Source organism: Coprococcus sp. AF19-8AC (genome assembly GCF_003603115.1).
GTDB classification, from domain to species: domain Bacteria; phylum Bacillota; class Clostridia; order Lachnospirales; family Lachnospiraceae; genus Coprococcus; species Coprococcus aceti.
In genome coordinates, this window is sequence record NZ_QTMI01000004.1 from 242915 (window position 1) to 268641 (window position 25727).

The 25727-nt window shown below is 44.3% G+C and carries 22 protein-coding genes and 6 tRNA genes; all 28 read right to left on the minus strand.

The genetic code is table 11. The annotated features are described in order from the left end of the window. Positions 1-49: 49 nt before the first annotated feature. Entirely contained in the window at positions 50-673 is a 624-nt protein-coding gene (locus DWX57_RS11490) for a hypothetical protein (RefSeq protein ID WP_117549475.1), read from the minus strand. A 104-nt stretch (positions 674-777) separates the two neighbouring features. Continuing rightward, positions 778-1740: a class B sortase gene (srtB, locus tag DWX57_RS11495; protein WP_117549356.1), complete on the minus strand. Its 963-nt coding sequence runs from the start codon at positions 1738-1740 to the stop codon at positions 778-780. A gap of 7 nt (positions 1741-1747) precedes the next feature. After that, the gene (locus DWX57_RS11500; RefSeq protein WP_158547582.1) at positions 1748-2722 is read right to left on the minus strand and encodes an LCP family protein; all 975 of its coding nucleotides are present in this window, start codon (positions 2720-2722) and stop codon (positions 1748-1750) included. Between the two features lie 97 nt (positions 2723-2819). Continuing rightward, complete coding sequence (gene glyA / locus DWX57_RS11505) at positions 2820-4055, minus strand: serine hydroxymethyltransferase (RefSeq protein WP_015533968.1); 1236 nt, start codon at positions 4053-4055, stop codon at positions 2820-2822. Positions 4056-4101: 46 nt separating this feature from the next. Beyond that, positions 4102-5064 carry a glycosyltransferase family 2 protein gene (locus DWX57_RS11510; protein WP_117875425.1) on the minus strand — a complete coding sequence of 321 codons (963 nt, stop codon included), beginning with the start codon at positions 5062-5064 and terminating at the stop codon, positions 4102-4104. Positions 5065-5089: 25 nt separating this feature from the next. Then, a complete protein-coding gene (locus tag DWX57_RS11515; protein ID WP_120124281.1) occupies positions 5090-6031 on the minus strand; it encodes a hypothetical protein in 942 nt (313 codons plus the stop codon). A 146-nt stretch (positions 6032-6177) separates the two neighbouring features. Further along, on the minus strand, positions 6178-8754 hold the full coding sequence (gene clpB / locus DWX57_RS11520) for an ATP-dependent chaperone ClpB (protein WP_117875423.1): 2577 nt from the start codon (positions 8752-8754) through the stop codon (positions 6178-6180). 130 nt (positions 8755-8884) lie between these two features. After that, the gene (locus DWX57_RS11525) at positions 8885-10348 is read right to left on the minus strand and encodes an LPXTG cell wall anchor domain-containing protein (protein WP_120124284.1); all 1464 of its coding nucleotides are present in this window, start codon (positions 10346-10348) and stop codon (positions 8885-8887) included. A 207-nt stretch (positions 10349-10555) separates the two neighbouring features. Then, on the minus strand, positions 10556-12004 hold the full coding sequence (locus DWX57_RS11530; RefSeq protein WP_120124287.1) for a glycoside hydrolase family 1 protein: 1449 nt from the start codon (positions 12002-12004) through the stop codon (positions 10556-10558). 60 nt (positions 12005-12064) lie between these two features. Next, positions 12065-12787 (minus strand): NAD-dependent protein deacylase, encoded by a 723-nt coding sequence (locus DWX57_RS11535; RefSeq protein WP_120124290.1) that lies wholly within the window; start codon positions 12785-12787, stop codon positions 12065-12067. 23 nt (positions 12788-12810) lie between these two features. Continuing rightward, positions 12811-14070 carry a CdaR family protein gene (locus tag DWX57_RS11540; protein ID WP_022216139.1) on the minus strand — a complete coding sequence of 420 codons (1260 nt, stop codon included), beginning with the start codon at positions 14068-14070 and terminating at the stop codon, positions 12811-12813. Then, positions 14060-14983 carry a diadenylate cyclase CdaA gene (gene cdaA, locus DWX57_RS11545; RefSeq protein WP_118649970.1) on the minus strand — a complete coding sequence of 308 codons (924 nt, stop codon included), beginning with the start codon at positions 14981-14983 and terminating at the stop codon, positions 14060-14062. The genes DWX57_RS11540 and cdaA overlap by 11 nt, the downstream gene beginning before the upstream one ends. 91 nt (positions 14984-15074) lie before the next feature. Further along, positions 15075-16097 (minus strand): hypothetical protein, encoded by a 1023-nt coding sequence (locus DWX57_RS11550; protein WP_120124292.1) that lies wholly within the window; start codon positions 16095-16097, stop codon positions 15075-15077. Between the two features lie 2 nt (positions 16098-16099). Further along, complete coding sequence (locus DWX57_RS11555; RefSeq protein ID WP_015533974.1) at positions 16100-16531, minus strand: hypothetical protein; 432 nt, start codon at positions 16529-16531, stop codon at positions 16100-16102. Between the two features lie 124 nt (positions 16532-16655). Continuing rightward, positions 16656-17399: a tetratricopeptide repeat protein gene (locus tag DWX57_RS11560; RefSeq protein WP_120124295.1), complete on the minus strand. Its 744-nt coding sequence runs from the start codon at positions 17397-17399 to the stop codon at positions 16656-16658. Continuing rightward, on the minus strand, positions 17396-18343 hold the full coding sequence (locus tag DWX57_RS11565) for a vWA domain-containing protein (protein WP_015533976.1): 948 nt from the start codon (positions 18341-18343) through the stop codon (positions 17396-17398). The genes DWX57_RS11560 and DWX57_RS11565 overlap by 4 nt, the downstream gene beginning before the upstream one ends. Positions 18344-18362: 19 nt before the next feature. After that, positions 18363-19394 carry a VWA domain-containing protein gene (locus DWX57_RS11570; RefSeq protein ID WP_117875421.1) on the minus strand — a complete coding sequence of 344 codons (1032 nt, stop codon included), beginning with the start codon at positions 19392-19394 and terminating at the stop codon, positions 18363-18365. Then, positions 19385-19861 carry a hypothetical protein gene (locus tag DWX57_RS11575; protein WP_022216144.1) on the minus strand — a complete coding sequence of 159 codons (477 nt, stop codon included), beginning with the start codon at positions 19859-19861 and terminating at the stop codon, positions 19385-19387. Before DWX57_RS11575 ends, DWX57_RS11570 begins: the two co-directional genes overlap by 10 nt. A 45-nt stretch (positions 19862-19906) precedes the next feature. Then, positions 19907-20797 (minus strand): DUF58 domain-containing protein, encoded by an 891-nt coding sequence (locus DWX57_RS11580; RefSeq protein ID WP_022216145.1) that lies wholly within the window; start codon positions 20795-20797, stop codon positions 19907-19909. A gap of 16 nt (positions 20798-20813) precedes the next feature. Continuing rightward, complete coding sequence (locus DWX57_RS11585; protein ID WP_015533980.1) at positions 20814-21803, minus strand: AAA family ATPase; 990 nt, start codon at positions 21801-21803, stop codon at positions 20814-20816. Positions 21804-22086: 283 nt separating this feature from the next. Beyond that, positions 22087-23757, minus strand: a complete 1671-nt coding sequence (locus tag DWX57_RS11590; RefSeq protein WP_120124298.1) for a Na+/H+ antiporter NhaC family protein — start codon at positions 23755-23757, stop codon at positions 22087-22089. 982 nt (positions 23758-24739) lie between these two features. Continuing rightward, the gene (locus tag DWX57_RS11595) at positions 24740-24919 is read right to left on the minus strand and encodes a DUF951 domain-containing protein (protein ID WP_015533982.1); all 180 of its coding nucleotides are present in this window, start codon (positions 24917-24919) and stop codon (positions 24740-24742) included. A 115-nt stretch (positions 24920-25034) separates the two neighbouring features. Further along, positions 25035-25107 (minus strand) — tRNA-Phe (locus tag DWX57_RS11600). Positions 25108-25118: 11 nt separating this feature from the next. Continuing rightward, a tRNA-Met gene (locus DWX57_RS11605) sits at positions 25119-25192 on the minus strand. Between the two features lie 13 nt (positions 25193-25205). Beyond that, a tRNA-Tyr gene (locus DWX57_RS11610) sits at positions 25206-25287 on the minus strand. 38 nt (positions 25288-25325) lie between these two features. After that, positions 25326-25398, minus strand: a tRNA-Thr gene (locus DWX57_RS11615). 16 nt (positions 25399-25414) lie between these two features. Beyond that, positions 25415-25486: transfer RNA gene (locus DWX57_RS11620), tRNA-Glu, on the minus strand. 16 nt (positions 25487-25502) lie between these two features. Next, positions 25503-25574, minus strand: a tRNA-Asn gene (locus tag DWX57_RS11625). Positions 25575-25727: the final 153 nt, after the last annotated feature.

Genomic DNA, 25727 nt, shown 5'->3' on the forward strand with positions numbered 1-25727 from the left:
ACTTTTGCACATATATATGCAAAAGTTCTTTTTTTATATACACTATATATTATTTTCTTATCTTTCTCACTGATACAACCACAAGTGCCGCCGCTACGATTCCGGTAAATATGTATATTGGAAGTCTGTCTCCTGTCTGTGGTGCCTTTCCTGCCTGTGATACACCCGCAGTCTGAGGATCATCATCATCCGGTATATCTATGTCATCCTTGACAAACACTGCAAGCTGTCCATCCGATGGGAATTCTGCCAGAAGAACTCCGCTCTCTACGCTGAATGGGATCTTGGTCCATTCTCCGTCATCCGGAAGAAATCTCACCTGAACTGTCATATCACTGGTGATGGCCGCTCCTCTGATCTTTGTCGTCTCTATCTCAGAATAATCATAATCATTCACCGCTGTAACTGAGAACACTGCAAGAGTTGAATATCCATCCAATGATTTATCTCCAAGCACCTCCGATGGTGCATCTCCAAGCATGAGATTGTCAATATCCGCTATAGTTGTATCCGCCTCGGATATGAGAATGTGTGTCGAATCTGTCTCATAATCATTCTCCGGGCTGTTATTCGCAAATGCTGTTGTTCCGCAGCCTAATGTTATCGCTACCGCTGCAAGCCAGGCTGCCACTTTTCTCTTAAATGAAGCTGCCTTCCCCAATCTTGTTGTCATAACCTTCACTCCTTGTCTCCCTGATGTCCTTCTCCTGACATCATACTTTGTTCCAAAGTATACCATCATAAAAAGAGAGCGTCAATTGTGCAAAACTCCCTTTTTTATCTGGCCTCCGCTTCTATTTCCCCTGTGAGTACCGACTGCACGATCCATCTTTTTCCATCCATTCCACAACATGTAGAAAGAGTCAGCAGTCTGCTGTCAACATCTATTTTTTGGTCATTTTGCACAACCCCAGTATCAAAATTCTCGTCAAATATTCCATCTATGTACGACCGTCTGCCTTTTTTGTCAGAGAAATCATTGTATGTGAATATATGTCTGTCATTTGTCCTGTATGCAGCAAACACCGTATAACACAGCGTACTGTTTGGTGTGTATACATACACATTCCTGTTGTTTCTGAGGAATTCCTCATCCTCATAATTGTGCAGAGTCTTGAACATAGTTCCACTGGACATGTTGTGTCCATACATGACCGTATCAAAATCCGAAAATTCTCTGGAATTTGCAGAGTCTATGAAGATTGCTCCATCAGGGCTGTACTCCCCATATGCATCATGGCTCAGATAATAGCTGTTGTCACTGCCCTGCAGTACCGCATAATCGACATCTGTTCCAGGTATGTATATCCACGCACATATATCCTGATTCTTTTTCTGAAGTTCATCAAAGTCCACCTTCACATGCGGGAATATCACATCATCAATTCCTGCATCCTGCTTGGACGAGGCATAGCTCTCCGTAGCTCCATCTGTTCCATAATCCACATACTCCCTGAGTGCCCGGTTTGCACGGTTGCTCCGGTTATGTGCAAACGCATATCTCACGATCAGGCAGATGCACACCAGCAAAACCACCGATGATACCCCCAAGACTACCTTCCATAAGAGCTTCTTACGCTCTCCTCCCGGTTCGGTCATCACTGCCTCTGTCTCAGGACTGTCGGTATTTCCATTTTCTGCGTGACTTTCCCGCTCATTGTCCTCGACAACGGATTGCGCGAGCGCCACCGCCTCTGCAATTTTTCTTTCTAATTCTTCCTGTCTATCATCGTTCTGCATACAGGCATTACTCCACTTCTCTGTAGAACATTTCGACAAGCTGCTCCTTTAACGCCGCATCGTCAACAATATATTCATCATAATAATTCTCTCTCTCATATGAACCCGGGAGCTCATACATTCCGTCATCAGTAAACTCCGCCCCGGCAAATTTCCACGCCAGATACAGCATCCCGGTTCTGGATATGTCTGTTGATATATATCCCGACATCTGTTCATACATATCCCATATCTTCAGGGGATTTCTCTTAAGCTTTTCCTTTAGCAGGCCGCACCATGCACACATGTACTGCTTCTGCCTGTCCATACGGGCGGCATTTGTTCCTATATCCTCCGAGGCACTGTTGCGCTCCGTCACATAATATACCGCCTGCTCCCCCGACAGTGTCACTGTCTCGCCCTGGCGTATATCTGCTCTGTCCAGATCCTCCATGGCTTTCACCGTCACTCCGCCGACAAGCTCGTTCATCTTGCTGATTCCATCAAAGTCAAGCGTCACATATGCATGTATCGGAAGTCCGTCAAGCAGTTCTGATACCGTATATTCCGTGAGTTCCGCACCGTCAGCCACATCACTGCCATATGAAAATGCCAGTGCTGCCTGAAGATTCTGGGTCGTGATATATTTGCCCGCAACACCAAATACCTTGACAGGTGCCAGAGTATCCCTGTTGATATTCAGGCATCTTATCGTCTTGTCCCTGACATTGAGTGTGACAAGTATCAGGGCATCCCCCTGTCCCACGGTGTCAGCCTCTCCTCTGGCATCCACACCGATACACAGTATATTAATGTTGTCTTCATCATACATGTAGCTGTGACCTTCATACAGCATTTCAGCATCCCTGGATCTTTGTCCTCTGAGGGAGCTTCTGCCCGCATGAAGATATGCCGCACATACCAGGATCACCGCCACAACTATAGCCAGAACAGCCACGGCTGCTATGAGTAATTTTTTCTTAACTTTACTGTTACTTTTCATGTTCATGTTCTCAAAAAGCGGCACGGAAACTTCCGTGCCGCTCTTGTTCTTATCTTATATGCCTGACGAACTGCAATGCATCAATATTTCTTATCGATTATGCATACAGTGGATACTTCTCTACAATGCTCTTTACAAGCTGCTCAGCCTTTGCCTTATCATTGTCAAGGACTGCTGCCTTTATGGCGTCTGCTATGATCTCCATGTCAGCCTCATTTGCACCTCTTGTGGTAACGGCTGGTGTACCAAGTCTTATTCCACTTGTTACAAATGGTGACTTAGGGTCGTTTGGAACAGTGTTCTTGTTTGCTGTGATATGAACCTCGTCAAGAAGCTTCTCAACTTCCTTACCTGTAAGTCCAAGTCTCTTGAGATCCATGAGCATCAGATGATTGTCTGTTCCGCCTGATACAATATCAAATCCTCTTGCCATGAGTGCCTTTGCAAGTGCTGCCGCATTCTTGACAACCTGCTCCTGATATGCCTTGAACTCAGGTGTAAGAGCCTCCTTGAAGCATACTGCCTTACCGGCTATCACATGCATGAGAGGACCGCCCTGGATTCCTGGGAATACTGCCTTGTTGAAATTGAACTTCTCATTTATCTCGTTGCTGCACATGATCATACCACCACGAGGTCCGCGGAGAGTCTTGTGTGTTGTGGTTGTTGTCACATGGGCATATGGGATTGGGCTCATGTGAAGTCCTGCTGCCACAAGTCCGGCGATGTGAGCCATATCGACCATAAGATATGCTCCAACCTCATCAGCGATCTCTCTGAATCTCTTGAAATCAATAGCTCTGGCATATGCTGAAGCTCCTGCTACGATAAGCTTTGGCTTGCACTCCTTTGCGATCTCGAGAACTCTGTCATAATCTATAAATCCGTCATCGTTTACACCGTATGGCACGCAGTGGAAATACTTTCCAGACATGTTGACCGGTGAACCGTGGGTGAGATGTCCGCCGTGATCAAGATTCATTCCCATAAATGTATCGCCAGGATTAAGTATTGCGAAGAATACTGCCATGTTTGCCTGTGCTCCTGAGTGTGGCTGTACATTCACATACTCACAGCCAAACAGCTCCTTGGCTCTCTCTCGCGCAAGGTCCTCAACAACATCCACATACTGACATCCACCGTAATATCTCTTACCAGGATATCCCTCTGCATACTTGTTGGTGAGATGGCTGCCCATGGCTGCCATAACCGCCTTTGATACGATATTCTCGGAAGCTATGAGCTCCAGATTGTTATTCTGTCTGTTGAACTCGTCTGTCATTGCTGCCGCTACTTCTGGATCTACCTTTGTTATCTCGTCAAAACTGAACATCGAATTTACCTCCATCAAAAATTTGTTCCTATTATACTCATATATATCACTGTTTTTCAACAGTAAAATTTAACATGTCCTTGTACTGGCCATACTCGTACTCATCATAAAAATATTCCTCAGGTCTTGCGGATATTCCAAGCTCGTCATACCATTCGCCGAGAAGCTTCTCTCTGAGCTTTGTCTTTGTCGGCTCCGCCAGCGTGTTGTAGTTCCACAGGCTGAAGTGAAGAGCGTAATTTATATAGTCCTTCTCTATCTCTGTGTACAGACCGTGATCCTTCAGCATCTGTCTGAGTGCCAGCAGCATGTGATAGAAGTTATCCCACGACTTCTCTCTGGTCTTGGACAGCGAATCCCGGGTATCCACTCTTCTGTGGATGAGTATCTCACTTACTGTACATATGCGCTCCGCCAGCACCAGCGCGCTAAACACGAACAGCGCATCATTTGTGGTTCTCTGCTCCTGGAATTTCAGATCATTCTTCATCACAAATTCCCTGAGATACAGCTTATCCCACGCCCATCCCACAAATGCTCTGAATATATTTGTGGATATCTGTCTGCGGTTAAACGGCTCATACGGTGGAAGTGCCCACTCTATCATGGCCCACTTCTCATATACATACTCCTCAGTATCCATGTTGTACTGGTCTGATTTGTAGATGACTATCTCCGCCTGCTCCTCCTCGGCTCTGCGGAAAGCCTTCTCTACCATCTCAGGCTCGTATAAATCGTCGCAGTCGAGAAACAGTATATATTTTCCTGTTGCCTCCTGCATTCCGCGGTTTCTTGCCGCACCCGCTCCGGCATTCTTCTCTCTTATAAGTACGATCCTGTCATCCTTCTGCGCATACTGTTCTATGATCTGCGACGAATTATCGGTGGATCCATCGTCAACGCATATTATCTGTATATTTCTAAGGGTCTGTCCGGTTATCATGTCCAGACATCCCTCTATGTAACTCTCCGCATTGTATACTGTCAACACAATCGATACATCAATCACTGATACACCCCCTCCATCTCATCTGTTAGTTTCTATGCAAAAGCTTCTTTACAGCCTTCTTCAGTGTCACCGGAACAAACATCACAGCCTTGCCCACACGGAACGTGGTTGATGTCTCATAGTTGATCCGCTGAGCTTCCATCTCTCTTCTGAGTTCATCATTTTCTCTGTGACTCGCATCCAGCTCTTCAGCGCGTCGCCCCAGTTCATTGTTAAGGTCAAATATCTTTTTGCTGTAGACTACCTTGCCGAGATAATATCTCTTGAGAAATCCCGGATCCTTAGCAAGAACATAAAGCCCTGTCTTCTCCTCCTGGCTGAACAGTTCCTGGTCAAGCTCATCAAGCTCCATGCTCCTGTGGAAGTCCACAGCCATGCGCTCCGCAAACTGCCAGCCCGCATCCTCTGTCATCCAGTGAAGCATCTCATAGTAACATCTCCATCTTTGAAGCGTGTAATATCCCTTCCACTTCTCCCACACAGACCAGTCCTGCATGAGATGATCCTTTATGCGGTCGTAGGTTATATTGACCGTGTACGCCGCATCCACATCGTCTATCCACACTGTGTCTATCTCAACTCTGTCACACATGTCACAGGCTGCAAACATCGCCCTATCAGCATGTGCAAATGCCATCCACAATATATACAGATCAGGAAACAGACCCTGCTGATGTGCCTCCACTCCGTCGCAGTATGTGTTCAGAAAGCTTCTGCTGTAAAGCCCCGCGCACACATGCCGTATCGCTATCGATATCTCAGGAGACGATGCCAGACTCATAACCACTTCCCGCTGGACACTGTCATCCATTCTGTCATCAAACACTCCGATAAATTCCAGTTTTCCCTGCACGGCTCTTTCTGCCAAATGCTTCACAGCCTCCTCCGAAACAGCCACGCATGGTCTCGCCAGAAAAACATAATCTCCAAGATCTATCTTTTTTAAGCTTACATTCTCTGTACTCACTCCCTGCCCTCCTCATGTAAATTTCAAATAATATACCGAACATTTTTCACCAGCGCCAATTATACCATTAATTTCATTTTTTGTGAATACAGAGAAGGGCGCAGGAGTAATCCCCCTCCGCCCTTCTCTGTATGACCTGTATTATTTTATCTCTCATTTCCTGCCACAAGAGCCGTTCCATCATAATCGATGACTATGGCTGACTGTGTGCTTACGCTGCCCGCAAGTATCATCTTTGCAACCAGTGTCTCCACATTCTTCTGCAGATATCTCTTGAGCGGTCTTGCACCATACACCTGATCATATCCCTGATCGATGATGTGCTGCTTTGCACTCTCCGTAAGTTTGATAGTGATCTCCCTGTCTGCCAGTCTGCTGTTGAGATCTGCCATGAGAAGATCAACTATACCACTGATGTTGTCCTTAGACAGTGCCCTGAATGTGATGATCTCATCGATACGGTTCAGGAACTCAGGTCTGAATCTGCTCTTAAGCTGAGCCATTACGTCATTCTTCAGTTCATCTGTGATCTCTCCGCCGGCAGCTGCGATATCCGCACCACCGATATTTGATGTCATGATAATGATCGTATTCTTGAAGTCCACAGTTCTGCCCTGAGAATCCGTGATACGTCCATCATCAAGCACCTGAAGGAGCACATTGAACACATCCGGATGTGCCTTCTCTATCTCATCAAAGAGGACAACCGAATATGGCTTTCTACGAACAGCCTCTGTCAGCTGACCGCCTTCATCATAACCTACATATCCCGGAGGCGCTCCTATAAGTCTTGACACACTGTGCTTTTCCATGTATTCACTCATATCAATACGAACCATGTTCTGCTCATTGTCAAACAATGCCGCTGCAAGACTTTTTGCAAGCTCTGTCTTACCAACACCGGTTGGTCCAAGGAAGATAAATGAACCTATCGGTTTGCTAGGATCCTTTATTCCCGCCTTTGATCTGATGATCGCATCGCTGACATAGTCAACGGCTTCATCCTGACCTACAACTCTCTTCTTAAGTTCGCTGGCAAGATTGAGGGTCTTGCTCTTCTCGCTCTCAGTAAGCTTTGCAACAGGAATTCCTGTCCACTTGGATACGATCTTCGATATCTCATCTTCTGAAACTACCTCATGGACAAGCTCCCTCTCCTTATCTGAAGCTGTGGACTCAGCCTCTGCAAGCTCTTTCTGGATTGCTGGAAGCTTACCATACTGAAGCTCTGCTGCCTTGTTCAGATCATAATTTCTCTGTGCAGCCTGAATATCAGCCTTGACCTGCTCCATCTCTTCCTTGAGGGTCCTTATCTTCTCAACTGCAGCCTTTTCGTTCTCCCACTTTGCTTTCAGGGAATTTGCCTGATCCTTGAGTTCTGCCAGTTCAGCCTGAAGGTCTGCCAGTCTCTGCTTTGACAGATTATCCTCCTCCTTCTTAAGGGCTGTCTCCTCAATCTCCAGCTGCATTATCTTACGTGTGATCTCATCCACTTCAACAGGCATTGAATCAAGCTCTGTCTTGATCATGGCACACGCCTCGTCAACAAGATCTATTGCCTTATCCGGTAGGAATCTGTCTGTTATATATCTGTTGGAAAGAACCGCTGCGCTTACAAGGGCACCATCTGATATCTTAACTCCATGGAACACTTCGTATCTCTCCTTGATTCCTCGAAGGATAGATATTGTATCTTCAACTGTTGGTTCATCCACCATAACCGGCTGGAAACGTCTCTCAAGAGCCGCATCTTTCTCTATATACTGTCTGTACTCATTCAGTGTTGTGGCACCTATACAGTGCAGCTCACCCCTTGCAAGCATAGGCTTGAGCATGTTGCCCGCATCCATGGCACCGTCCGTCTTACCGGCTCCCACAATGGTGTGGAGCTCATCAATAAACATTATGACCTCGCCCTCGGACTTCTTCACCTCATCCAGGACGTTCTTAAGTCTCTCCTCAAATTCACCTCTGTACTTGGCTCCTGCCACAAGGGCTCCCATGTCCAGTGCAAATATCTTCTTGTTCTTAAGTCCCTCTGGCACATCACCTCTGAGTATCCTCTGTGCAAGTCCCTCTACAACCGCAGTCTTACCTACACCAGGCTCACCGATAAGCACCGGATTGTTCTTTGTCTTCCTTGACAGGATCCTGATCACATTTCGTATCTCAGCGTCACGTCCTATTACCGGGTCAAGTTTCTGCTGTCTTGCCCTCTCGACCAGATCATATCCGAACTTCTCCATAGCCTCATATGAGCTCTCCGGATCATCGCTGTCCACCTTGTGGTTACCTCTGATTTCTGCCAGCTCCTTGAGGAATGCATTCCTGCTAACTCCCCAGCCTTTAAGAAGCTCCTTGATATCCGAATCAGCCTTATCCACCATGCCGAGGAACAAATGCTCAACAGACACATATGTGTCGCCCATCTGCTTTGCTTCCTTCTCTGCCTGGATGAGAGCCTTTGAGAAGTTATTTCCGGCATACATATTGCCACCGCTGACCTTCGGCAACCTTGCCAGCTTATCCTCCACCGCATTCACGGCACCAGTAACATTCACGCCCATCTTCTCAAATATCTTGGCTATCAAACTGTCATCTATCTCAAGCAAGCCAGCCAAAAGGTGCATCTGCGTAAGTTCCTGATTGTCGTACTCCAGAGCTTTTTCTTTTGCTTTCTCTACAACTTCCAACGATTTACGTGTGTATTTATCCATCTCCATAGCTGTTTACCTCCTAAACTAAACTTTCAGGGAACTGATACCTTAATATCACTTCCCTGTCTGATGATAATATAACACACTTGTTAGCACTCGTCAATACTGAGTGCTAACATTTTTTTATTATTTTAAATTATTTCTCTCTACGGTAAACTACCACCCCGGCAGCCCCTAATAAACATGCCATCATGACTATGAGCATCAATGCCACATTTCCGTCATCTCCGGTATTTGGTACACCTGACCCCTTTTTTGAGTCTGCTACAGTTGTATTCTCTGTTGAGGTCACGTTAGTCTTCTCATCGGTTGTCTGTCTCTCTGTTGTTACCTTCTCTGTCGTCTGCTCACTTGACGTTGGTTTTTCAGTTGAAGGTTCATTTGTAGTTGGTTCATTTGTAGTCGGTTCATTTGTTACTGGTACATTCCCCTTCTTTACCACTACCTTTGCAGCAGGAGATGCATAATAATTTTTGGTCTCCTTATATCTCACATAATAATTTCCATCTGCAAGTTTCTTAAGTACCGTGCTTTCACAATCCAACCATTTTTTCTTGTCAACACTATATTCCATTGACGTCTTCAGATTAGATATCTGACCATCATTTTTCCCATCCACAGTCTCTGCCGTTGCGACCAAACCTGTAGGTGCCTTCTGCTTTGCCTTATCTATTGTGAACTCTTCCACGATCTGTCCATGTATGGTATTCTCACCCTTGATAGTAACTGTAGCTGTTCCCGCATCAATATTATCCGCATATACACATGAGTAACTTTTTCCCTCTGTCAGAGTCTTTCCGCCATAAGAAACCGTAACCGCAGGTTTCTTTTCTTTTCCATCGTACACATACGATTTTGGAGCAATGCTGACAGCGACATCTGCACCATCCGACAAGCTGCGGTAACGGAGAATAAAATCCTTAGCCTTGGCTCCTGTCTCATCATCAATGATTGTCGTTCCTTCTACAGAAAGTCCCTCTGGTACAAACTCCTTCACACCGTCAAATCCATCTGCAATATGCCCAAAGTTGCTAAGTCCGTCACTGTTCTGTACCGTAAATACACAGTCTGTATCCATCTCAAGTTTTTCAAACCAACACTGTGAACCGTTGAGCGCCACATTTGAGCCATTATTCAGACAGATTCCATCTTTTGTCATCCAGTTGATACTATCCGTAATGAATTTGACATTTGACAAAGTCAGCATAGCATTAGTAAATCCAACACTTGCATTTGTGATACCGCAATTTAATGTTCCGTTTTTCACGTATAACGAATAATCAAAATTCATCATCTGCAAAGTGACACTTTTACCGTTGAGATCTATAATGATATGTTTATTATGTTCACCATCATTGTATCCTATAGAAGCCGAAGGATCATATATATCACTAATTATACATATTGTATAGCCATTCTGTGCGGCTGCAAATGCATCAGCCAGTGTAGCATATGATCCGATCTCATCGCCATTGCCATCCGTCACAATTGCCACATCCCCATCCGCGGCCTGCACCTTCACAGAGTTCTTTCCCGCAATAATCACTACAGCAAATATACATGCCATAATCAACCCAGTTACCAATTTCTTTGATTTCATAATTATCCCTTTCCTCCTGTCTTTAATCCCTGGCAGTTACTGCCAGATATTGCCATCAACATAACAAATAATTATAATACACTGAGTTTTTTAGTAAACTAGCCAAACGGCTAGTTTTTAAAATTAAATGACTAAATGCATAACTTTAGTACGAAAAAGAACCAGCACTCAAATGCTGGTTCTCCCTGTTATGATATTATTCTATTATCACAGCTCCTCACCATTGGTCTCTATAACATGTTTGTACCAATAATAAGAATCCTTCTTGTATCTGTTCAAAGTTCCACTGTTCTCGTCCTCTTCTCTGTCCACATACACAAATCCGTATCTCTTCTGATATCCGTTGAGCCAGCTGAGAAGATCTGTGTAAGACCATGTGCAGTATGCCAGGACACGGCAGCCGTCATCACACGCTTTCTTGAGTTCCTCTATGTGATGTTTCAGGTAATCTATCCTGTACGGATCATGGATCTCCCCATTCTCGAACTTGTCAAATGCGCCGAGGCCATTCTCAGATATGACTATAGGAAGATCATATCTCGATGTTATCTGTCTGCAGCACATGCGAAGTCCCATCGGATCGATGGTCCAATCCCAGTCTGTCGTAGGGAGGAATTCATTTGCAGGATTCTTGTAAAGTCCCGGAACACCCTGAACCTTTGCCGTGCCCTTCTTGCCGGTCGTGTTCATCTCGTGAGTCGTTCCCACTCCGTCTATCGGGTTGTGCTCGACAACGCATGACTGATAATAGTTTACACCCATGAAATCTATGAGACCTGCAGCCTTCCTGAGGATATCCTCGTCACCGTCCTCCATAACCGGAGTTAGATCCTTGCTCTCGAGGTAAGCAGCGGCAGCCCTTGGATAACGGCCATAGGCATACATATCCATCCAGTAGAAGTTGTTCAGATCATCATAATCCATCTTCGCCATCGCATTTTCAGGCTTTCTGTCAAATGCGTATGACGGTGTGTATGCGAAGGATGAACCGACCTTAGCATCCGGGCAGATCTCCTTGAGTGCAATAACACTCTTGGCGTGTGCCATAAATGCATGATGGTTTACCTGATAGAACATCTTCTGGTCATCAACCTTTCCTGGTGGGTGCATTCCTGCATTCCAGCCAAGACCTGTAAATACATTCTGCTCATTCATGATTATCCAGTGCTTTACCCTGTCACTGTATCTCTCAAACAGAACCTTTGCGTATCTGACGAAATCATCGACTATTCGTCTGCTCTCCCATCCGTGATACTGCTCCTCAAGTGCCTGTGGCATATCCCAGTGGTACACTGTTACCATAGGAACAATTCCATACTTAACCAGTTCATTGATCAGGTCATCATAGAACTGTAAGCCCTTTTCATTTATCTCGCCATTGCCATCAGGTATGATCCTTGGCCAGGATATTGAGAACCTGTAAGTCTTAAGTCCCATCTCCGCCATAAGTGCCACATCTTCCTTGTATCTGTGGTAATGGTCAACCGCCTTATCACCTGTCGTAGCCTTAAATGTTTTTCCCGGGATCCTCACGAACTCATCCCAGTTGGATGGACCTTTCCCATCCTCATTCCATGCTCCCTCAACCTGATATGCGGCAGATGCACTGCCCCACAGAAAATCTTTCGGGAAACCTTTGGATTTCTCAAAATACATAAATCGCCCTCCATATCGTATTTATATCAGGCATGCCTTCTCCATGCCTTTTTATCGTTATTACAGACTGCCCAGCACATCTCCTATCTTATCCGCTATCAGAAGATCCGCATTGCTGTCCGACTGTGTCGGGGACATATTTATAACCACCAGTTTCCGCCCCCTGAAATATCTGATAAGTCCTGCTGCCGGATACACAACAAGCGATGTACCACCGATTATCATCGTATCCGCCTCGGATATATACTGGAGTGCCCTCGACATATTATCCTCATCAAGTGCCTCCTCATACAGCACCACATCCGGTTTTACTGTGCCGCCACACTTATCACACTTAGGCACACCGTCTGAATTCACTATGTAGTCCAGATCGTAAAATGCATGACACCGTTCGCAGTAATTTCTGTGAACAGAACCATGGAGCTCTATGACATTCCTGCTGCCCGCCATCTGGTGGAGCCCATCGATATTCTGTGTGATGACTGCTTTAAGCTTGCCTTCTCTCTCAAGCTCTGCAAGTTTCAGATGAGCCTTATTAGGTTTCGCATCCTTAAATATCATCTTATCCTTATAGAATCTATAGAATTCCTCAGGATTTCTCAGATAAAAGCTGTGGCTGATTATAGTTTCCGGCGGATACTTATACTTCTGATTATACAGTCCATCCACACTTCTAAAATCTGGTATACCGCTCTCCGTCGATACTCCTGCACCGCCAAAGAAAACGATATTATCCGAATCTTCTATGATCTGTCTCAGCTCATTCAACTTTTCTGTATCCATATACATACACCTCCAGACAATTACTACTGTGTCTCAGTAACCTTTACCATAACTGTACACGTATTTACCACGGTGTACTTATCTCCATCAGGGACACTGAGCGTGATCGTATTATCGCCATATGAGAGCTTGGAAGCATCTATGGACAGCTTCAGGCTCTTGGCCGATACCTTAGACACCGCACTTGAGATTCCACTCACGGTTATCGTATTGCTATCACCCATGCTCATCTCATAGCTATATCCACTCTGCTTGCCCCTCAGGATGATATCCCCTGTGGTCACCGTTATATTTCTTGTAACTGATTTCTCGATCGCTATCTTCACATTGATGTATGCGCTCTCCTTTGTCACGACCACCCCCTCTGGAAGATACTTTGATACATCAAGTGTCGTCTCAACATCTGCTGTACATCCGCTCACATCAACATCCGTTATATCAAGGCTTGTTATATCCTTTATTATCGATGCGTCTCCACCTATATCAACGGTCTCCGGTACATATGTTATATCTGATACAAGATATCCATCCGCAGGATCTCCTGTGACATCCACATGAACAGGTATATTCTTAGTCTTGTATACCGGAACTGTGACTGCTATCGATATCTCATCGTAGGATATCGACTTGTCTGATATCTTCTCACCATCAGCGGTTACAAATACAGGCGTACAGTTTGTCGTTATATCATCCTTTGCACTGGTCACATCAACTGTCACCTCTGCACGATCTATGCTCGAAACTATACTTGCAGCACCCTTTATCGTTATGAGGTTTGGAGCTGCCACACTGTTACCAACCGTATATCCGGAAGCAACCTCGCCTGTTGTCACCACGGACACAGGAACTGACACTGACTTCTCGTCCTCAAGTTCAACTGACAGCACGTTGTCCACAACAGTTATGCTGACCTTTTTAGCTATGTTGGTGCTGTTCGCAGTTACAGTGATAGGCACCGCATTTGTTATGGATATCTTTGACATATCCGCTACAGCCTTGAAATCCGACGCATCAAGATCACTTATAAGTGATTTACGTCCTTTGACGACTATATCCACGGTATCACCTGAAGTTATCGTGTACAACTGATTCTGACTTGTTATGGCGTCAGTATTTACCAGATTGACCGGAATGTCCCTTATGGTCCTTGTCACGGCTGAATCATCGATATTCAGTACAAGAAGCCACACCAGAAATCCAAGCACAACCGACAGAAGCTTAAGACCTATATTGCTGTATATCTTATTTGCCTTTTTCTTAGGCTCTGCGCTGTTATTTTTCATTCTCATCAGCCTCCTTTCTGGAAGCTTTATTCTTATTCTCCACAACGACTCTCTTTCTCCGCTTAACCGGACGGACACCTGAAGACCTGTGGCTCTTTCTTCCGTTATACTCCTTGCACAGCGTCTGAAGATGACTTCTCACGCCCTCGCTGTCCAGATTCCTGAAGAGCTCGCCTCCCTGTGCAATGGATATTGAACCTGTCTCCTCAGATACGATAAGAGTCATACTGTCTGACACCTCACTGATACCTATACCGGCTCTGTGTCGTGTTCCAAGCTCCTTGTTGATGGAGTCATTTGCAGACAGTGGCAGATAACATGTGGCAGAAACCACCCTGTTCTTTCTTATGATCACCGCACCATCATGAAGCGGTGTGTTGTGCTCAAATATATTGAGAAGTAACTGGTTAGTCACGACCGCATCGATCGGTATTCCCGTATCAATATACTCGCCCAGTGCAACTTCATTCTCAATGACTATGAGTGCACCGGTACGGTTTGCAGACAGGACCTGGGCCGTCTTCACAAGCTCATATATCGTTTTCTCCGATATAACACCATCATCCTCGCCATCTCGTATAATGTAATTGATCAGCTTCTTTCTTCCAAGCTGTTCAAGTCCTCGTCTGAACTCCGGCTGGAACAGGATCACCACCGCTATTATTCCCACACTGAATGCATTCTTAAGCAGATATAAGATCGTATTGAACTGGAACACCGCCGCAATGGCAGTGAAGAGCACGATCATAACTATACCCTTCAGAAGAGTCCATGCTCTGCTCTGCTTGAACCACAACATGATCCTGTATATAAAGAATGACAAAATAAGTATCTCTATTATATCTACTGTGCCTGGAACTGTTATATAAAACCAATCAAAATACGTTGATATAAACGTTGATATCTTATCCATTTCATCCTCCTTTCGGTATATAAATACTCCGTATAATTAATGTGACCTGACAAAAGTCAGGTCACTCACATGTAAGCTCTTTTCAATGTATCTATCTTGTTGATCCTGTAACAGAATCTCCCTTTGCCGCAGACCGGCTTCTCTGTGCGCCTGATCCGGACGAAGTCGTCCTCTTCTGCTGTGGTCTTGGCGATGGCTGCTCTCTTCTGGCTGCCTTTCTCTGGGCACCACCCATGACCTTTGGCACAGCCTTTACATAGTAGTAGTAGTCATCGTCCTCAAACTGTGTATTCTCAACACTTGAGTAGTCCACAACTATCTTGAAGAACTGAACCACTATGGCCACCAGTATCGCCAGTATGCATCCAAGCAGAGCCCCCGCAAGGGATACCTCAACTTCCATGGACAAAGTTCCAACCAGGAACAGTATGATCTCTACCACACCGCCTGTGATGATGGCAACGTACCATGAATATGCAAATGACATTCTATATATTATGTATGTAAGAACTATAACAACTGCAAACACTATTATGGTGAGCAGAAGTGTCTTATCCTGTACCAGATGCTGGAAAATATACTTGTATCCCTCTATCAGATCACCCTCTGCTGAACTTGAGCTTAAAGCGACGTAATCAGCAGTATGCTTCAGGAAGAAGTAGAATATACAGCCAAATGCTGCAGGAACCATTCCTGTGAATCCAGCTGTCATTCCAGCCAGGATCGGCATGAAATACTGGAACTTTATAATGTAAAAGAATGGCATAAACAGAATGATCCATGATGCCTTAGGGAAAAATCTTATATATACACAATACATTATCACAAATATGACAATAAATGAGATTCCAAGCTCCAGACTTGCGCTGGCAACCTGGGCACATGCGTACAGTCCTGCAATGGCAAGTGTGAGCTGGCCTGAAAGGAACGCACACACAAAAGCTGCTGCCAGGACCACTACGATACTGCTTATCGTGCTGTTATATCCTGTGAGATGGTTTATTGACCAGAACACAACAAGTGCCAGTATAAACTTACACAGTGGTGAAACAAATTTATCATACTTACTACAAAAATTCTTTACTCCATCGCGGAAATCCAGAAGTGTTGACATTATCAGTTAGCCCTCCTCTTTTTTTTGACAGAACGGCGTGTTCCGTCCTCGTTCTCATAAAATTCTATCAGTTTCTTAAGATTCTGGTTATACTTTATGAGTTTTGGCTTTGCCTTCATATATCTGTATGTATATAAGACCCACGCGAAAAGCGCAAATGCAATACACACCACTGCATAGCCGCCCACAATGCTGCTCGCCACCTTCACATAGTCAAGCTCTGTGAGCTTCTCAACTATATCTGCAAGATTATAGTATATGTAAGCTGCGGCAAAAACTACAAACAGCACCGTAGATGAAACAATTGTCTTAAGACAGTTAAGCTTCACATAGTCACTTTGAAAATATTTACCCTTTTCGAGATCCTCACGTCCAAGCGACTCCTTGTACATGGCGATCTTCGTCATTAGAATGACCTTTTCTTCATTTACCATTGCTCGATTCTATCTCCTTATTCTGGTCACTTTTCCACAAATGACCATAACTAGCAGTATTATACCCCGCGTCTTAATATTGCGCAAGTTTTATATTTAGAATTTAATGTCTATTAATGTAGGATCACCAAGTGCGTCCGCCGTAGTAATCATGTTCATTTTTGTATGTCTCGTATGCATCCATCTCCTGATTTCGTTGCTCAAGACTGTCTCCCTGGATGGCATCGAGCTGCTTTCGTATCTCCGATTCCTTATCAGAAGACTGAGGCTCCTGTGTATCCTCTTCGTTTTCATCGTCACTGCCCTGATCCTTCTGGTCATTTGGATCCTGATCACCTTTCTGATCCTGTTCCTCCGTCTGCTTCCTGAGCTGTTCCTCAAAAGCATCTATCTCATCCTTCAGAGTCTGTGCATCCTCGTAATGTCCATCCTCATCATCCCTGTGGGCGCAGTCATTCTCTATGAGAATGTCCTTTGCCCCCTCAAGTATGTCTATCACCTCATCCAGATTCTCTTTGGTAACACCCTCAGAATCTATCTGCTTCACTATGGACAGCGCAAGGTTGACCCTTGTCTTACAGTCGGACTCACCACCCGGCTTCTTTTCAAGTGCCTTACGAAACTCCTGCTCGGCGCCCTCGTAATCTCCCTGACTGTAATATACATCACCAAGATTATAATGGTATATATGTGGCTGAGTAAAGCCAAGCACGGCGTTCACTGTACTGTCCACATATTGTCCCTTTTTGTATTCACTTATAAAATGCTCATTGCACAGATAATTCACCAGAAGCACCGCCATACACAGCAGACTGACAGCTCCGGTCACTGCAGCAACGATCTTTATTATTCCTGATCTGTTTTTCATTTTATGACTTTCTTTCTCATATCAAAAAATTCATATACAACAAGTCCTGCAAATAAGGCTGCAAACAGATAATATATATCCACATATCCTATGGTCTTACCCTTATCCGTTGACTCAGCGGTTCCCCGTGACTTCTCCACAACCTTATCCAGCGCAGAACCATCGTTCATATTTATATAGTCGACGCCCAGATCATCGGCAATCTTTTTCAGATTATCCTCATCGATCTTCGACACCGCTGGTTTATACGGGTAGTCCGATGTGTCCTCAAGCAGCTCCTTCCGGTCATCGTAATATGATTTCACATACATGTTGCCGCCTTCCTTTGTGCCGTACCCCAACACTGCGCCTCCATCAATATATTTTTTCGCCCCGTCAAATGACTTGAGTCTGTCGTCATTGGTTATTTCACCATCGCTTATAAAGAACACGACCACATTTCCATCATTTTTCTCCTTTGCACGCTTAAGGGTATCCGTCATCACATCTATGCAGACATTCATGGACGACCCCCTGGCATATAGCGAATCCAGCGGATATATTGAATCCAGAACACTTTTTGCAAAATTTGAATCATCCGAATATGGCGATATCAGATTTGCACTATTATTGAAGGTTATAACCGCAAATTTAGCACCGTCCATCTCATCAACTATGTGCTCGCAGTCTTTCTTCACCGCCGTCAGCCTCTCTGTATCCCCAGCATAATCCTGAGCCAGCATGCTTATGGTGTCATCCACAACGAACAGCACATATGTGTCAAGCTTCCGGACACTTGTCTCCACGTTGCTGCTTGGGACCATGATCCTCAGATTGATGAGAAATATCAGTATGATGGCAGCTATCTGCCTTATATATGCGCTTCTCTTCCGCCTTTTCAGGAACGCCATGCCAACGCACAATATGAGCATAAGCCAGATTGGTATAATTGGATCTATTCTCATAATTCTCTCCTGTAACGTCTTATAATTTGAGCCAGCGGCCAAGTCCTAGCATTCCTGCAAACAGAACCAGCATCAATACAAATGGATATAACAGCTCAGGTGTCTCAACATCCACCATCCTCACCTTGACCAGATTCTTACTCAGCTTTTCTATCGATGATACTATCTCTCCAAATGATCCGGATTCCTCCTCAAGATAGAATTTACCACCGGTCTTCTCCACCGCATTCTTCATGGACTCCTTGTTTTCCGGTGTCATCTCCTTTGTTCCAACTCCATACACCGTGACATTGTTTGAAACACATATATCGGCCGCCTCATCCAGAGTTGCCACCGGTGTTCCCTGTATATCATTGTCAGTGGAGAATATTACCACCTTTGTCCTCTCCTTGTCAGCATCCGAAAAATCAATTGCCGCAGCAGCAAGGCCGTCCCCTATAAGTGAGCTTCCCCTCTGCTCATTTCCGATCAGAGTTCCAGATGATATATATGCCTGATAATATATCCAGTCGTACCCCGATGAAAATGCATCGTCCAGATTCACTTCATTTCTGCTCTTCAGACACTGTGCGATCAGATCAAGCTGATCCTTCACATACTCATAATCATCCGTGAGCGGAGTAAGCAGCACCGGACTTGTGTTAAATATCACGATTCCAAAACGTTCGCCCTGAAGCTCATCAACTGTTTTCTTCAGCTTGTCCAGCAGATTCTCGTTGAGATAATCCACGGATGTTGATATGTCGATACACAGAATGATGTCCCTACAATACTTTTCATCCTGCATACGCCTGCTCGTGTATGGTTTTGCCATGAGCAGGAATGCCGATACGACAACCAGTACGCAGCATATGAGCGTGGCTGTAAGCCCGGTCTTATATAATATTTTTCTTTTCCTGAAATATGCCTCATCTTCCTGGCATATGAGCCCTGCGATCTTTTTTCCTCCGGCATATTCCTTTGTCTTTTTGTATTTCACAAACACAAATACCAGCATAAACAGCGCAATAGCCAGGCCTGCATATAGAACAATATGATATTTTATTGCCATCTCTCAATCAAACTCCTTGTCTTCTCAAGGGAAGCCCTCACATCACCATCGGACTTTCTTGCAAATTCCGGCGCATAATACTCAGCCACAAGATAGTACAGCTCCGGCATGTTTAATCTTTCTATATCATACAGAGTGTAATTCTGAACCCTTATGCCGGTTGCAGCATGAACAAATCCCCTGATACAACGGCTCATACGCTGATATGCACCTCTTACATCAAGTTTTCCCTGATCATACTGTCCCGCAATATCCGCCAGTTCTGACAGATATCTGGCCTTCACTCTACCCATATCCATAGGCGCAGGCTTCACCACCTTCGGCAGCTCCGCCGCCATTTTTCTACGTCTTCTCAGATACCAGCAGACACCAAAGAACAACAGCACTGCGGCTGTTATCACTCCGGTCAGCACGATCGGCCATACCACATACGAAAGCGGCTCCTGCAAATTCACTGAACTTTCCATATCTTATATCTTCTTCCTCTTATCTCCGGGCATCAGCCCATTTAACTACTTTCCAGAGCTCTCAGTCTTGTGCTTGTTGAGCAGCTCTACTATCTTTTCATCCATGCTGTCAGAAGACCTGACCGTCAGATACGAAATACCAAGTTTCTTAAGCTTGTCGTCACAGGCACTTGAAAGCTCCTGCCTTTTCCTCTCTTCCTTCTTTGCCAGCTTCATGTCCCTGGTAAAAAATTCAGGAATATATGTGTCACCGGATATGTCATATACATTCTTACCGTTCATCCCGGCATCCTCAACATTTATAAGCAGTATATCATGCAGTACCTTTAACTGCTTTACAGTTGCCTCCGACATATTCAGGATACCTCTGGTGTCCGTCACCACAAGTATGATCATTCTTCTCCTGAAATTCCTCGCAATGAAGCTCAGCGCATCCCCCGTATCCGAGTCATTAGTCATGGTAACGTTCCTGTGGTAACCCGCAAGAATATTTTCGACATTTGCAAAGCCTGTCTTAAACGGATAGTGCTCCACGCCCCTGTCTGAAACATAAGTAGCGCTCACATAATCACCATTGTCACACACCATATATGCCAGGGTTCCTGCCGCCATAAGTGCAACATCACTTTTCTCCTGAACATCATTGGCATATCCAAGCATACGTTTTCCGGCATCCATCACCAGCATTATATTATGCTTCTTCTCGGCGATATACTGTCTGACCAGAAGCTTCTGGCTCCTGGCAGATGCTTTCCAGTCCATGTCCTTGATATCATCGCCAACGACATACTCCCTGAGCTCATCAAAGTTCATACTCCTGCCCTTATAGATAGAATTGTACGAACCATCGATTATCCTCGACGTTGCCTTGGTAGTATATATGGTCTTATATCCCTTCATATTTCCCTGTATTCTGGATATATATGTCATCTTCATAATTAACTGTCTTCCCCTACGGCGTCTTAACCGAACCTATTATGGCATCTATAATCTTCTCAATCTTCACGTCTTCCGCAACAGCGGCAAATGTAAGCATGATCCTGTGTCTCAGGACTGAATATCTGAGTGCTTTCACATCATCAGGAACACAATATCTTCTCCCATTTATAAGTGCGATCGCCTTTGCTACCTCCATGAACGCAATAGCCGCTCTTGTGCTCGCACCCATGGCAACATACTGTGCAAGCTCAGGTGCAAGTATCTTATCCGTCATTCTGGTTGCCTGAACTATATCAACTATATATTTCTTTATCGCCGGATCTATATAAATCCTCTTGCACAGCTTCTGAAGATACACCACATCGTCAACGCTGGCAACGGACTTCACGTCTGAAAAAACTCCTGCCTCCACTCTGTTGAGTATCTCCATCTCATCCCTTGCGCTTGGATATGTCACAGTCTCCTTGAGAAGGAATCTGTCAAGCTGTGCCTCTGACAGCACATACGTACCCTCAGATTCGATCGGATTCTGGGTCGCTATTACCACGAACACCTCCGGCAGCTTATATGTCTTTCCTCCTATACTGACTTCTCTCTCCTGCATCGCCTCCAGCATGGCACTCTGTGTCTTCGCACTGGACCTGTTTATCTCATCGAGTAGTACAAAGTTCGAATAAACCGGACCTATCTTATCCTCAAATGTATTGGTCGCCATGTTGTACATCTGGGTTCCAATTATGTCGCTCGGTATAAGATCCGGTGTACACTGGATCCTTGAAAATGATCCATTAACCGCCTCTGTCATAACCCTGGCAGCAGTGGTCTTGGCAAGTCCTGGAACGGATTCCAGAAGCACATGACCGTTTGTCATCATTGCAACCAGAAGTGAATATCCCAGATAAGGCTGTCCCACAACCTTACTGTTATAGTAACTCAGCAAATTATTGATTATCTCCGAAGCCTTCTGGACTTCTTCATTTGTTATCTCTCTGTTATCCTGCATAACTACTCTCTTTCCTTTATTTATTATGATGTCTGTCTCCCCAGCATCTATGGTATATAGAATATACCTTTACATGTGATTGCACAAATTAACAAATATAAAGTGACCATGCTATATTTTGTCCATATAAACAAAAAAGTGACCAGGGGGTACCTGGTCACCATAATGAGGGGAGAGAGGATTCAAATAAATGAAAACTCTACTCTCACATATTAACTTATGTTCCATCATAAGTCAACTATTTTTTTCGTTAAATATACCTTTTATTTACAATTTGATCTGCCTACTCCGCATCCGCTACTCTAGTATCCGCATTCACATAACTTGCAGGATTTCTGTGCTTGATGACTCTGAGTACAAATACCAGAAGAACCATCATTGCTATGAATATCGGAAGCATGATAAACCACTTAACATGCAGATGATATGTAATCGGTCCAACTATAGCATATGACACGAATGACATGATAGCCGCTGTTATCGCATATGGAAGCTGTGTTGCCACATGATTTACATGGTTACACTGCGCTCCTGCTGATGCCATGATAGTGGTATCTGATATAGGTGAGCAGTGATCTCCACACACAGCTCCAGCCATACATGCTGATATCGCTATGATCATAAGCTCATTATTCTTACCCTCAAATACTGCACACACAATAGGGATAAGTATTCCAAATGTTCCCCATGATGTTCCTGTTGCAAACGCCATGAGACATCCAACTATAAATATAACCGCAGGAAGGAAACTAAACAGACTTCCCGATGCAGATGTCATTGCTGTCTGTACAAAATCCTTTGCACCCATCATATCGGTAGTTCCCTTGAGCGTCCATGCGAATGTAAGGATCAGTATAGCCGGTACCATTGCCTTAAAGCCCTCTGGTATAGCCTCCATACATTTACCAAAATCCAGGACTCCTCTTATCACATACAGAAGAATTGTAATAAGCAGTCCGAACAAGCTTCCAATTGCAAGTCCAACAGATGCATCACTGTTTGAGAATGCCTCTACAAAGCTTACACCGCTGAAGAATCCACCTGTGTAGATCATTCCTATAATGCAGCAGATAACAAGACATATGATAGGTATTATAAGATCAACTACCTTGCCGTTGCTGTTGACCACATCAGTCTCCTCTGCTGTGACAGTCTTCTTGCCATCTCCCATTGAGAGAAGATCTCCCTTCAGGGCATTGAGCTCATGCTTCTCCATGGAACCAAACTCAACCTTCATAACGATCATTGCGATCATCATCGCAAGTGTGAGGAATGAATAATAGTTATATGGTATGGCCTTTATAAACAGACCAAAGCCATCCTCACCCTTTACAAATCCACTGACGGCCGCAGCCCATGATGATACAGGGGCTATGATACATATAGGTGCCGCTGTTGCATCTATAACATATGCAAACTTCGCCCTTGATATCCTGTGTTTATCAGTTACAGGCTTCATAACGCTACCGACTGTGAGGCAGTTAAAATAGTCATCGATAAATATCAGAACTCCCAGAAGAACTGTGCAGAGCTGCGCGCCCTGTCTGGTCTTGATATGGGTAGCTGCCCAGTCACCAAATGCCTTGGATCCACCTGCCTTGTTCATAAGTGCAACTATGGTTCCAAGAATGACAAGGAATATCAGTATACCTACATTATATGAATCTGAAAGCTGTGCGATCAGTCCATCCTGCAGTACATTCGATATACTGCCCGTAAAACTGAATCCGGAGGCAAACACACTTCCTATTACAATTCCTATAAACAGTGAACTGTAAACCTCCTTCGTTATAAGTGCCAGCGTGATAGCGACAACCGATGGTACAAGTGCCCAGAATGTCGCATATGACGATGGCGATGGAATCTTATCTACATATATAGACAGAATTCCGAGAACCGCAATAATGAGAATTACCACGGCGATGGCAATAAGATTTTTCTTGCTGCTCTTCATCTTGATCCTCCCTGATCTTTTTTCGTATGCATATTATCTGTGATAATTCATCTGTGAAATAATGTATTATCACGTCATATAAGTAAAGTTATATCACATAAGCATGCCATTTGAATAGTGCAAATGTCTGATTTTTTCCTTTTCAGTCAAAAACAGTCAAAATTTATTATGAATATGTGAATATGACGGAAAACAATCAAATGCTATTGCATAAATAACATTTATGTCATATTATCAGCTTGTAAGCAAGAGATACAAGAACAGCAGAAACATCTTCAGCTTACACTGGAATTTGACAATTTACTATTTTTTGTTTTTACTCCCTTTTTTCGTAGTCAGAAATGACTACCCCCCCAATCCCTTAATTGACGCAGCCGTCAAGCGGCTGCGTCCCTCCCTTAAAGGCGAGTAACCAAAGGTTATGATATATTCAATATCAGCTCACAAAAATCTTATATAAATAAAAAGAGCAGAAGCATGATCGTCTAATCGTGATTCTGCTCTTTTATTATTATATATCTCTTCTGTATTGCGCAACTTGCCTGTGTGCAACTTGCGCAATATCGTTGCGTTATGTTACATCAGATGATTTTTTACGATTATACATGCAAAAGTAGTCAAAAACAGTCAAAATCGCCAACAAATATGGCATTATAACCTAAATGAGCCAAATGCTATTGCAATCCTGATCCATTTATCATATTATCAACTTGTAAGCAAGAGATACAGAAAAACAACAGAAAGCGTTGACAGCTTACACTGAAATTTGACAATTTACTATTTTTTGTTATTTACTCCCTTTTTTGTAGTCAGAAATGACTACACCCCCCAATCCCTTAATTGGCGCAGCCGTCAAGCGGCTGCGCTCCTCCCTTAAAGAGAGTAAAGCTAATATATAAGTTATACTCAATCGGCTCACAAAAAACTTTATATAAAAAAAGAAGCAGAATCATAATCGCCTAATCATGATCCTGCTTCTTTTTTATTCTTCAATAAATCCCTTGAAGTTCTTCTCCACCAATTTTCTGGGCACCATGACCTGATGATCACAGCCAGTACATCTGAGTCTGAAATCCATTCCTACTCTGAGTATCTCCCAGGAATTCGTTCCACAAGGATGCGCCTTCTTCATCTTTATAACCTGTCCAACCTCAAATACCATTCTGATATCTCCTCCTTCGGAATCCTATAAATATACATACTGTACGTTTTGGAGGGCTTTGCCCGCATAAACAAATAAAAGCTGAAACTCATAAAAGTTTCAGCTTTTCATCTAGTGCCCAAAGCTGGAATCGAACCAGCGACACGAGGATTTTCAGTCCTCTGCTCTACCAACTGAGCTATCTGGGCTTACATAAAAGTAGCGGGGACAGGATTTGAACCTATGACCTTCGGGTTATGAGCCCGACGAGCTTCCAGACTGCTCCACCCCGCGGCAAAAAATAAAATGGGCGGAGATGGATTCGAACCATCGAAGCATTACGCAGCAGATTTACAGTCTGTCCCCTTTGGCCACTCGGGAATCCACCCATTTATTGCTTTTTGGCAACTTCTTGCTTTAAGCAAAAAGCCGATGATCGGACTCGAACCGATAACCTGCTGATTACAAATCAGCTGCTCTGCCAATTGAGCCACATCGGCATATTTAATTGTCAAATGACCCCAACGGGATTTGAACCCGTGTTACCGCCGTGAAAGGGCGATGTCTTAACCGCTTGACCATGGGGCCAGGTTTTCAAAAGCAGCTCCCCGAGTAGGGCTCGAACCTACAACCCCTCGGTTAACAGCCGAGTGCTCTACCATTGAGCTATCGAGGAATATCACCTGGTAAACCACGGCGTCTTTGTCAATGTTAACACATTTGACTTGAAAATGCAAGTGTTTTTTATATTTTTTTAACTTGTACCTTCAGAATTCCACACAGAAAGAGGTATCTTCTAAAGCTTATCTCTTAGAAACCTCTAAGGATA

What these genes read in the sequence shown, in the direction of transcription:
- DWX57_RS11500 (WP_158547582.1), bottom strand. Translation starts at nt 2,722, where the DNA reads ATGAAAAGTAACAGTAAAGTTAAGAAAAAATTACTCATAGCAGCCGTG.
- DWX57_RS11585 (WP_015533980.1), bottom strand. Translation starts at nt 21,803, where the DNA reads ATGCAGGATAACAGAGAGATAACAAATGAAGAAGTCCAGAAGGCTTCG.
- DWX57_RS11570 (WP_117875421.1), bottom strand. Translation starts at nt 19,394, where the DNA reads ATGGCAATAAAATATCATATTGTTCTATATGCAGGCCTGGCTATTGCG.
- DWX57_RS11540 (WP_022216139.1), bottom strand. Translation starts at nt 14,070, where the DNA reads ATGAAAAATAACAGCGCAGAGCCTAAGAAAAAGGCAAATAAGATATAC.
- DWX57_RS11535 (WP_120124290.1), bottom strand. Translation starts at nt 12,787, where the DNA reads ATGGATACAGAAAAGTTGAATGAGCTGAGACAGATCATAGAAGATTCG.
- DWX57_RS11595 (WP_015533982.1), bottom strand. Translation starts at nt 24,919, where the DNA reads ATGGTATTTGAGGTTGGACAGGTTATAAAGATGAAGAAGGCGCATCCT.
- DWX57_RS11565 (WP_015533976.1), bottom strand. Translation starts at nt 18,343, where the DNA reads ATGAGAATAGATCCAATTATACCAATCTGGCTTATGCTCATATTGTGC.
- DWX57_RS11525 (WP_120124284.1), bottom strand. Translation starts at nt 10,348, where the DNA reads ATGAAATCAAAGAAATTGGTAACTGGGTTGATTATGGCATGTATATTT.
- DWX57_RS11590 (WP_120124298.1), bottom strand. Translation starts at nt 23,757, where the DNA reads ATGAAGAGCAGCAAGAAAAATCTTATTGCCATCGCCGTGGTAATTCTC.
- srtB (WP_117549356.1), bottom strand. Translation starts at nt 1,740, where the DNA reads ATGCAGAACGATGATAGACAGGAAGAATTAGAAAGAAAAATTGCAGAG.
- DWX57_RS11560 (WP_120124295.1), bottom strand. Translation starts at nt 17,399, where the DNA reads ATGAAAAACAGATCAGGAATAATAAAGATCGTTGCTGCAGTGACCGGA.
- DWX57_RS11530 (WP_120124287.1), bottom strand. Translation starts at nt 12,004, where the DNA reads ATGTATTTTGAGAAATCCAAAGGTTTCCCGAAAGATTTTCTGTGGGGC.
- clpB (WP_117875423.1), bottom strand. Translation starts at nt 8,754, where the DNA reads ATGGAGATGGATAAATACACACGTAAATCGTTGGAAGTTGTAGAGAAA.
- glyA (WP_015533968.1), bottom strand. Translation starts at nt 4,055, where the DNA reads ATGTTCAGTTTTGACGAGATAACAAAGGTAGATCCAGAAGTAGCGGCA.
- cdaA (WP_118649970.1), bottom strand. Translation starts at nt 14,983, where the DNA reads ATGGATAAGATATCAACGTTTATATCAACGTATTTTGATTGGTTTTAT.
- DWX57_RS11555 (WP_015533974.1), bottom strand. Translation starts at nt 16,531, where the DNA reads ATGGTAAATGAAGAAAAGGTCATTCTAATGACGAAGATCGCCATGTAC.
- DWX57_RS11575 (WP_022216144.1), bottom strand. Translation starts at nt 19,861, where the DNA reads ATGGAAAGTTCAGTGAATTTGCAGGAGCCGCTTTCGTATGTGGTATGG.
- DWX57_RS11490 (WP_117549475.1), bottom strand. Translation starts at nt 673, where the DNA reads ATGACAACAAGATTGGGGAAGGCAGCTTCATTTAAGAGAAAAGTGGCA.
- DWX57_RS11550 (WP_120124292.1), bottom strand. Translation starts at nt 16,097, where the DNA reads ATGTCAACACTTCTGGATTTCCGCGATGGAGTAAAGAATTTTTGTAGT.
- DWX57_RS11580 (WP_022216145.1), bottom strand. Translation starts at nt 20,797, where the DNA reads ATGAAGATGACATATATATCCAGAATACAGGGAAATATGAAGGGATAT.